Source organism: Ornatilinea apprima, assembly GCF_001306115.1.
Classification (GTDB): Bacteria; Chloroflexota; Anaerolineae; order Anaerolineales; family Anaerolineaceae; genus Ornatilinea; species Ornatilinea apprima.
On the sequence record NZ_LGCL01000019.1, the window covers coordinates 228,424 to 238,017 of the forward strand.

Annotated in this window: 10 protein-coding genes; 5 read left to right on the forward strand and 5 right to left on the reverse strand. The window is 54.7% G+C overall.

The features are described 5' to 3' along the window. Positions 1-60 precede the first annotated feature (60 nt). Complete coding sequence (locus tag ADN00_RS07850) at positions 61-915, reverse strand: MBL fold metallo-hydrolase (RefSeq protein WP_075062410.1); 855 nt, start codon at positions 913-915, stop codon at positions 61-63. A 219-nt stretch (positions 916-1,134) separates the two neighbouring features. Between ADN00_RS07850 and ADN00_RS07855 the strand changes: the two genes are divergently transcribed. Then, complete coding sequence (locus ADN00_RS07855) at positions 1,135-1,785, forward strand: Hint domain-containing protein (protein ID WP_075062411.1); 651 nt, start codon at positions 1,135-1,137, stop codon at positions 1,783-1,785. Between the two features lie 60 nt (positions 1,786-1,845). Here ADN00_RS07855 and ADN00_RS07860 read toward each other — a convergent pair whose 3' ends face one another. The 4 genes from ADN00_RS07860 to ADN00_RS07875 all read right to left on the reverse strand — a co-directional run bounded on the left by ADN00_RS07860 (position 1,846) and on the right by ADN00_RS07875 (position 6,263). After that, entirely contained in the window at positions 1,846-2,691 is an 846-nt protein-coding gene (locus tag ADN00_RS07860) for an ABC transporter permease (protein ID WP_075062412.1), read from the reverse strand. A 75-nt stretch (positions 2,692-2,766) separates the two neighbouring features. After that, positions 2,767-3,867, reverse strand: coding sequence for a glycine betaine ABC transporter substrate-binding protein (locus ADN00_RS07865; RefSeq protein WP_075062413.1), 1,101 nt, complete (start codon positions 3,865-3,867; stop codon positions 2,767-2,769). 24 nt (positions 3,868-3,891) lie between these two features. Further along, positions 3,892-5,154 carry a quaternary amine ABC transporter ATP-binding protein gene (locus tag ADN00_RS07870; protein WP_075062414.1) on the reverse strand — a complete coding sequence of 421 codons (1,263 nt, stop codon included), beginning with the start codon at positions 5,152-5,154 and terminating at the stop codon, positions 3,892-3,894. Positions 5,155-5,510: 356 nt separating this feature from the next. Then, on the reverse strand, positions 5,511-6,263 hold the full coding sequence (locus ADN00_RS07875) for a YwaF family protein (protein ID WP_075062415.1): 753 nt from the start codon (positions 6,261-6,263) through the stop codon (positions 5,511-5,513). A 307-nt stretch (positions 6,264-6,570) separates the two neighbouring features. Between ADN00_RS07875 and ADN00_RS07880 the strand changes: the two genes are divergently transcribed. From ADN00_RS07880 to ADN00_RS07895, 4 genes are all read left to right on the forward strand, one after another. Then, the gene (locus tag ADN00_RS07880) at positions 6,571-7,167 is read left to right on the forward strand and encodes a cytidylate kinase-like family protein (protein ID WP_075062416.1); all 597 of its coding nucleotides are present in this window, start codon (positions 6,571-6,573) and stop codon (positions 7,165-7,167) included. 11 nt (positions 7,168-7,178) lie between these two features. After that, positions 7,179-7,562 (forward strand): PDDEXK family nuclease, encoded by a 384-nt coding sequence (locus ADN00_RS07885; RefSeq protein WP_075062417.1) that lies wholly within the window; start codon positions 7,179-7,181, stop codon positions 7,560-7,562. Continuing rightward, the gene (gene hpt / locus ADN00_RS07890; protein WP_236691494.1) at positions 7,555-8,133 is read left to right on the forward strand and encodes a hypoxanthine phosphoribosyltransferase; all 579 of its coding nucleotides are present in this window, start codon (positions 7,555-7,557) and stop codon (positions 8,131-8,133) included. The genes ADN00_RS07885 and hpt overlap by 8 nt, the downstream gene beginning before the upstream one ends. 592 nt (positions 8,134-8,725) lie before the next feature. Then, positions 8,726-9,256: a DUF7010 family protein gene (locus ADN00_RS07895; RefSeq protein ID WP_075062418.1), complete on the forward strand. Its 531-nt coding sequence runs from the start codon at positions 8,726-8,728 to the stop codon at positions 9,254-9,256. Positions 9,257-9,594: the final 338 nt, after the last annotated feature.

Below are 9,594 nucleotides of genomic sequence, written 5' to 3' on the forward strand. Positions count from 1 at the left end.
TATACCTGGCCAAAGGGATAGTTTATTCCTATCCCTTTGGCCAAATCGTTACTGCCTGCGCTAGCGCACATAGATATACAGCTCGCCCGGCTGCAGCGCGTGATACTTTTGCCGCGGATTTAACCGGTGCAGCGCGTCTGCCATCTGCCCGGCAGGCAGCGTGTTGGCTTCAAACAGGTCGTTGTGCCCGCTTAAGAGCACGTCCCAGCCCAGGGTCCGCGCCATCTGAACGGCTTCTTCCGGCAGCAGATTGCCCACAATGCCGACCGCCTCACGAAAGGCGTCCCTGCCGTTGGCTGCCACCAATCCAATATCCGCCTTGGGCAGTTGCTTTAATCGTTCCAGGTAGCCGGGGTAAATGATCGTGTCGCCGCTGTGGAAGAAAACCACCCCATCCGCCTCCAGCACATAGCTCAAAAAGCGGTAGCCGCGTTTTTCATCATATTCCACATCGTAATGCCCCGCCGGAACCGCCCACACCCGCAGGCCGTTCACATCCAGCGGTTGGTCAACCCGGGGCGCGATTCTGCGCTCAATGGGGATGCCTGCCTCGTCCAGTTGGGACGCCGCCCACAGTGGGGCGATGAATACGGCCCGAGGCGAGGCTTGCGCGATCTCGCGCAGCGTTTGCGGATCGGCATGGTCGAGGTGATCATGCGTGCACATGACCACATCGGCATTGCTCACCAGCGCTGCCGCCACCGGCGCAGCAAACGCCCGCCGGAAAGTCTCCGCCGATTCAGGGAAAGTCTCTGCCACTACATTACTGAGAACCGGGTCAATATAGACCATTTTCTGCCCGGCGGTTTTGACCGCCACCCCCATCTGGCCCAACCCCCACACAGCCAGGCTGCCCGCCCCCACCTTCAGCGAGTTCATCTGCCGGATCAAATCCAGATCAAAATGTTTGCTCATGCTAACCTCTTTTTTACCGAAAATTTACTTTAAGTCTCAAGTTCCCATCTTAAGAGCCGATAAAAATAATAAGGCAATTTATCCACAGAAACGGCGAGTCCATTATAATAGGGTTGCTGTCGCAGACGAATAACTCATGCCAATTTCAACGTCAAGTTGATGACAGCCCCTCAAACGAGGTGAAACATGGTAACGGTTCAACCAGAATTGAGAATGGTGATGACTTCAGATCCACGCCTTGGCTTCATTTTTCACAAACCAAAGGACCCGACCGCTCCAGGAGCGCCGCGCCTTGACATTGTGATTCAAGAGGTCCCCAGTCTGCACCACTTCGACCCGGAAAAAATTATCCTGAACATCATCACCGCAGACGAGACCATCTCCAAAGTTACCCTGCGCCATCCGTTTTATGCGCTGCGCAATGAAATCCGTGTCGCTGCTGGGCAGGTAGCCATGATAGACCGCGTGGGCAAGCGCGTGGAAGCATTCACCTTTGGCGGAGAACTGTTGGTGGAGAGCAACGAAACCTACACGGTTTTCTCGCTTGAATCTCCCGCTCCCATCCTCTATCTTGACGATATGACCTCGCTGCAGATGCGCCTGGTGGATGAAGTGAAAATCATCTTCGCCCAGAGGCGCGCCGCCTGGTTGCACGACCTCTCCCGCTTTGAGAAACGGTTGGCCCAGGTGGATCCGCTGATGCTTTACGCCGCCTGTCTGATCAAATTAGAGGCCAACCTCAAAAAATACCCCTGCTCCGGCACCGATCTCGTCTCGCGCTTGGGCGCGGTCGTCAAACAAGAAATCAAACGCCTCAAATCTGAAGGCGCCTGGCCTCCATTTGTAAAACCCATCGAAGAACTGATCTAAAATGCCAGCAGCCCCGCGAAAATCGCGGGGCTGCATTTTATTCAAACAGTTAGCGCTATGTCAGCTGGTTCGCGGTTGAGCCGCACTTTGCGTCAGGCGGTCAATGATGATCGCCATCACCACAATGCTGATCCCGCCATTGAATCCGCGGCCAACATCAAGACGCGCGATTCCATTCAGCACTTCTGTGCCTAAACCGCCCGCGCCGATCATCGACGCGATCACCACCATGGCCAGCGCCATCATAATCGTCTGGTTCACGCCCGTCATAATCGTCGGCGCAGCCAGCGGTAATTGCACTTTTAGCAACATCTGGCGACCGGTGGCTCCAAACGCGCGGGAAGCCTCAATCACATCCGCGGGCACCTGGCGAATGCCCAGGTCAGTCAGCCGGATCACCGGCGGAATGGCATAAATCAGCGTGGAAAGCAGCGCCGGTACCTTGCCCAACCCAAACAACATCAGCGCCGGGATCAGATACACAAAGCTGGGCATGGTTTGCATCATATCCAGAATCGGGCGCACAATTCCGCGCATCTTTTCAGAGCGCGCCATGCCAATACCAATGGGCACGCCAATCATCAGCGCCAGTAGCGCCGCCGCGATCACAATCGCCAGCGTTTTCATCGCCATGTCCCACAATCCCAACGTGCCAATAAAGAACAGTCCCGCCGTCACCCCCAACGCCATGCGCCAGCCCTTCTGTTTCCAGGCCAGCCCGGCCGCCGCGAGGATGATCACCCACCACGGTATCCACAGCAAGAATTGCTCTAACCCCAGCATGGGAGACAGCAGCACATCGCCGACAACATCGAAAAATGCTTCTCCATTCACCGTCAGCCAGTCCACCAGGGCGCTGGTCCAACGGTCCAGGGGAAGATAAATAAATTCAGGAAACTCAAACATACTTACTACCTTTTCTCACCAGCAGCACCCAGCTCACCAGCCGGGTGCTGCCAAAAACTCAATTCGTAGGCCGGCTTATTCCAGCGCGGCCTGAACGGCTGCCGCCGTTTCTTCAGGCACCCATTCCATCCATAAATCGGCATGGTTTTGCAAGAAATACACCGCCGTATCATCAGCGTCAATTGCATCATCCGAAGCCAAATAGGCTGCCAGTTCGTTCAACAAAGGCGTGGGGATCTCCATCGCCTCCAGAAAATCAGTCACTTCCGGTGCGCGCTCAATCAACCCGGCATTAACGCCTTTATGAATACCTGTGGTTTCAAACGCGCAGCCAGATGTTTCCGTAACCTCGTCCAGGCTGATGGTGCCTTCTACATATTGAGAAATCTCAGCCCAGCACTCATCATTGTAAGCAGGCTCTTCCAGAAGGACCATATCATAAGTACCCATCAACCAGGTCGGTTCCCAGTAATAAGCCAATACGGGTTCGCCTTTTTTGTACGCCCCGGCAATCGCCGCGTCCAGCGCGCCAGAGGATCCCGGCTCCTGGAAATTGTACAGGTCAAGCAAACCATACGCTTTAAACTTCGCCCGGTTAACTTCAGCTACCTGCCAACCCGTGATCGCGTTGACAAAAACGCCTTTGCTCGGGTCTTCCCTGTCCTGGAAGACCTCGGTGTAATTTGCCAGGTCATACACGGTTTTCAGATCAGGCGCCAGGGGCTCAATGCCACGCTCGGCGTCGCCTTCAATCACATAGCGGGGCACATACCAGCCCTGCGTTGAAACATCAAACGAGTTTCCCAGGTCTACCACTACCCCTTCTGTGGTCACGCGGTTATACCATTCCATAATATTGGCGCGCCACAGTTCCATAATCACATCAATATCACCAGTTTCAATCGACTGCAAAGCCACCGGGGTGGTCAGTTCAATCGTTTCCACCGGATAACCATAGCCGTGTTCAATAATATAACCCGCGATCGCGTTATTAATCCACAGCGTGTCCCACTGCTGGTCGCCAAAGCGGATCACTTCTTTCTCTTCCGCCGCCGCGCTCGGCTGGCTGGCGGGCGCTGCGCCGCTTTCATTCACGGCCGCTGTTGGCTGGCAGGCAGCCAGCAGCATTGCCGCGGCGATCAAAATCAACATCCATGAAAATGTTCGTTTTTGCATTTTTCTACATCTCCTTCGTCTAAGTTATTCTCTCGCCGCCAGCATCTCGGGCTGTTCCAATGGATTTTCAAGGTCAGAGTTTCCATTGCTCGGCGGGCTTTCCACCATATCCTGGCTGGAAAGCGCGGTTAAAATTGCCACGCGCGGGACAATTCCCAGCAGCGTTTGATTCTCATCCACTACCGCAACCGGCCATTTCATCCCGGCCAGCAGTGGGATTAATTCATCCAGCGTCGAATCCGGGCGGCATGTGTGCACCTGCTTCAATTCCACATCCAGCAGCTGCTTCACCCCCTTGCGTGACGCTTCCATCAAATCATCTACCGTGGCCAGACCCTGAAGCCGGTTCTGGTAGTCGGTTACAAAAATACTCGAGTGGTTGTCTTTGCGCATCATTTCCAGCGCCACGCGCGGACCGCTGCGCCCTTTCACCACCGAATACGGTTCAATCATCGCCGATGCGGCCGTCAGCACGCGGCTGCGGTTCACGTCCCGCGTGAAGTCCCTCACGTAATCATCCGCGGGTGCCTCTAAAATCTCTTCCGGCGTACCCACCTGAATCAATTGGCCGTCCTTCAAAATTGCGATCCGGTCTCCCAAACGCAGGGCTTCATCCAGGTCGTGAGTGATGAAGATAATCGTCTTGTTCAAGCGCCCCTGCAGATCAATCAATTCGAGCTGCATTTCCCGCCGGATCAAAGGGTCAAGCGCGCTGAAGGGCTCATCCATCAGCAGGATTTCCGGGTCGTTGCACAAAGCGCGTGCCAAACCCACCCGCTGCTGCATGCCACCGCTCAATTCGGTTATCCGGCTTTGTCCCCTGCCTTTCAGGCCCACGGTTTCCAGCCACCGCCGCGCAAGTTCTTCGCGCTCGGCTTTGCCCATCCCGCGGATCTCCAGGCCAAAGGCGATGTTATCCAACACGTTATGATGCGGCATCAGTCCGAAGCGCTGAAAAACCATCGTCATTTTCGAGCGGCGGAAGGCACGCAGTTCTTCATCGCTATACTCCAACACTTCGTCGCCATCCACGCGGATCGAGCCAGACGTTGGCTCAATCAGGCGGTTTAAGCAACGCACCAGCGTAGACTTGCCGCTGCCCGAAAGGCCCATCACCACAAAGGTTTCGCCTTTCTCAATATCCAGATTTACATTGTTCAGCGCCACGGTGTGGCCGCTTTTCTTAAAAATATCTTCCTTCGCCTGGCCTTTTTTCAACAAAGCCTTGGCGTCTTTGGGATGCGGACCAAATATCTTATACAGGCCGCGAATCTCAATCCATGCCATCTTCAACCTCCTGGGCGCGCCGCAAGATTCAATCGAATAGAACCTCAAAAGGCAGAGAGAAACTCCCCGCCTGCAAAGGCGCAATGGTTTATTTCTTTTTTATGTAGCTGGCTGCCTGAAGACGGTTTCTCAACCTTGCCAGGCAACAGAGTGCCGGTTCACCCCGGCCAGTGGACGCAAAACGAAATGTTGTTCCGCTTGCGATTGGAAGGGCCTTTACAAGCCCATTGGATAAAACAAATATTCCAACAATAACCCTGTCAGTATAACATAAAAAACCCGGCCGGAGCCAGGTTTTAATCGGTTTTTTAATGAATATTAACAAAAGAAAGCCGGTAGCCCTTACAAAACCAGCCTCACCCTGCCGCGGAAGGGGTTTTCTGTGCGGTTGCCCGCGCTTTCCAGTCCTTCACCGCGAAGGGAGAATACAGCAGCAGCACCGCCACAGCCCCAATCGCTTCAATCCACAAGATGTACCACGGCCAGGCCGGCAGCACATCCAGCAGGCTGGCTGTATCCGGCTTGTGCGCGATAAACAGATAATTGCTCCCCACCAGCCAGTTTACCAGACCCACAAACGCCATATATAGATTCCCAAACAGCAGCACCCGCAGCAACGAGCGCGGCGTTGGCCGGTAACCTTCCACCACGGTCATAAAGATCGCGCCGCCCACAATCGAACCGTGCGACAGGATCACCTGAAAAAAGCGGAAATGCGGAAAGCCATACACGCCCGCATCGGGGGTGAGCAGCGCCTGGCTGGCCCCGGCGATACCCAGCAGATACGCGAACTCGTAAATGCGGTAATTGCCCGTCAGCATCATCACCGCGCTGAGCCACACCAGCGCGCTGCACAAATGCAGCGGCAGCATGGTTTGCACCGTCCACTGCCCCGTCGCCGCGTTCCACACATGCCACGAGACCTCAACCACCACCAGGGTTACCGCGAAACCCCGGCGAATGCGCATGCGCCCCGCCGCGTCCAGCCGGCGGCCGATCACGCACAGCGCCACGATCACCAGCGCGACCAGCCCCAGCGCGATCAGATGCGCCGGCCCAAACAATTCAAATGGCGCCCCATGATAATCTTTCGCGAAGAACTCACCCATAGTCACCTCACCATCGATAGAGATATTTAATTCTAGCCAGAATCAATCAAATCACAACCACCCATTTGCCCTCAATTTTCTATTTTCATGGATAAGAAAGGATTCGACCCACCTGTCAATTGCGCCAAAATTCATATTTCAAAAAATGGAAGATTTGCCTTTCCCGCGCCTCTGCTATAGAAGTGCTGCATATAATCTCACCCCCCGGCGGGGAAATTGGAAAAAAGCAGCCGCCCATGGAATGCTGGCATTTCTCCCCGTGTGAGATGCTATAATAGATGTACAGACCGCTAGAAAGGAGGAAAGTATGGCTTCGATAACCATCTCCCGCCAGCTCGGCAGTCTCGGCGATGAAATCGCCCAAATTGTTGCCCGCCGCCTGGGCTGGCAGGTCATCGACCGCGAACTGATCAACCAGGCCGCCTTCGAATCCTGCTCGCCCGAGATGGCGCTCACCTCCGTCGATGAACTCGGCTTGCTGGGCATTACACCTTCCAAAAAAGAATGTCAGCCCTACCTGCAGGCCGTCGAACGCATTCTCCACCAGCGCGCCGCCCAGGGCAGCTTCATCATCCTTGGCCGCGCCGGGCAGGTTGTCCTTCGCGGCCAACCGGACGTGCTTCATATCCGCATTTACGCTCCGCGTTCCGTGCGGGTTGAGCGCGTCGCCGTCCAGCAACGGATTTCATCCGAAGCCGCCCTGGCCCAGATCAAAGCCTCCGACCGCCACCGCCGCTGGTATCTCAAACGGTACTATAACGCCATTGTGGATAAACCCCGCTACTACGATCTCGAAATCAACACCGCCCGCCTCGCCCCCGAGTCTGCGGCCGCTCTCATCTGCTCCGCCGCTGAGAACATTCTGCACCTCTCCCCTGCCCCCGCGTCTCGACACACATCCTAAGGAGTGCCCCTTTGAAAGACAACGGCCGTCCCGCCTTTTCGCATCCCTCCGAAGCCATTTTCGCCGATATTCTCGACTTTTATAAAATTCGGTGGGAATACGAACCCCGCACCTTTATCCTCGAAGAGGATGAACAGGGAAACGTGATGGAAGCCTTCACTCCCGACTTCTACTTACCCGACCAGAACCTGTATATTGAATTAACCACCCTGAAGCCCAAACTGGCCGCTTACAAAAATCGCCGCCTGCGCCTCATGCAAGAACGCTACCCCGATGTTCACATCAAGCTGCTCAAACGCCGCGAACTGCGCGACATGATGGTTAAATTCGGCCTCTACCAAGACGCCAGCAAAATTCAGGGGACCCAAGCTCAAACGGGAGACCGACATGAGTAAAAAAGCCCTAGAAGCCTACCCCCAGATGGCCGGTGATATCCAGTCCATCTTGATTAGCGAAAAACAAATTCAGCAGCGCGTGAAAGAACTTGCCACGCAAATCAGCGAGGACTACGAAACCCTCAACCCGATCATCATTGGCGTTCTCAAAGGCGTGCTGTTCTTCATGTCCGACCTGATCAGCCACATTACCATCCCCATCGAAGTCGACTTTATGTCCGTTTCGCGCTACCAGGCCGAGGCGCGCTATAAAGGTGTTGTACGCATGGTGAAAGACCTCGATATCCTCGTCAGCGACCGGCACGTCATCTTCGTTGAAGATGTCATCGATACCGGCCTCACCTGCCACTATCTTCTGCGCCTGCTGCACGACCGACAGCCCGCCAGCCTTAAGGTCTGCGCCATGTTCAACAAGCCCCAGAACCGCCTCATCGATATTCCCATCGACTATAAGGGGTTCGACCTGCCAGACCGCTTCGTTGTCGGCTACGGCCTGGACTACCGCGAACGCTACCGCAACCTGCCCTTCATCGGCTTGCTCAAAGCGGAAGTCCTGCAACGCCCGGCCTAATAAGCCCGGCGGTGGGGCCGCTTTATTTCTTTTCAGCTTCTCCACACAAATAAAACTCCCCAGGGTCGATAATGGATTCACCTGGGGAGTTAAAATAACAGGGGTTCCAAGTAACCTTTGAGCTTCTCTTTCAGTCCTGTTCTAGCTCTCAAAGCTTTGCCCTTTCGGCGAACTGCTTCTGAGCAATTTTACTCAGGATTTCAACTTTTGGCTCCACCTCCCATTCTTACTTCAGAATTGGTGAGATTTCTTTGCCGCGAGTTTTCTCTTTGTCAACCGCTTGTCAGGATTTACATCTTAAGCCTCACGGGGCTTATCGTGACAATGTGTTGACTTATTCTGTTGGAGCTGCTTTTCCAATTCCTCGGAACGCCCTGCACCCATAATATAGCAAATTCAACCCGCTGAGTCAACCGGTACCTGTATAGACAAATTCGCATAGGCGACCATTTTGATCTGATTAACCGCTTAATCGAATCATTAGAATTCTTAAAGTTTCCTGCCAGCCCTCCCATTTGACCGATAATCCTTTATTACCTATTTCCATAAGGGAGAATCCCCTCTCCAAGCTGATGAAAGGTGGGCTCATTCCATGCATCTGAATATCGCTCAATCAGAAATGCAGGCAGTTTTCAAAAGCGGGGCCGTTGGCCAGCTTGTTTCTGGCCTCATCTGGCTGCTCTCTGCCGCCTTCAGCACCTGGGTCAGCCGCCAATCAGGTGTCCTCATCTTGTTTTTCGGCGGAATGGTCATCTTTCCCCTCACCCAGCTTGCCCTCAAACTGACCGGGCATTCCCGACAGATCACTCCCGGCAACCCGCTTTCCGCCCTTGCCCGCCAGATCGCTTTCTTTGTGCCCCTCTGCCTGCCGCTGGTCATCGCCGCTTATACAGCCAACCCGAACTGGTATTACCCCGCCTTTCTAATCATCGTAGGCGCCCATTACCTGCCGTTTGTCTTTCTCTATGGCACGCGTCTTTACACTTTCCTGGCTGCGAGCATGGTGATGGGCGGCGTTCTCATCGGCTGGCTGCTGCCCAACCTCTTCGTCCCTGGCGGCTGGCTCGGCGCGGGTCTGCTGCTGGCGTTTGCCGCTCTGCTCTGGCGCATCCCTGCGCAATAACAGAAAAAGAGGGCGCGCACAGGCTGCACGCCCGCCTGTATGATTTCCCGCTTCCTCATATAATCTCACTTCGTAAAGCGAAAACGCTCACGGCACAATCAACCCGGCCTACGGGTTGATTGTCATCGGGGTAAGCCCCCCTCAATCACCTTTAACTGATACCTGCCCAGAACCGCCTCCAAAGACTCCGCGTCCGAAAGCACCAGCACACTGTGGTGGACCCATAAAACTGGACACAAAAACAGGGATAGTTTAGGGGGTACCCACCACTGATTGTGATGACAGCCAAGCAGCTTCGAACTCGGCAGGTGTCAGGTAACCCAACGATGAATGGATAC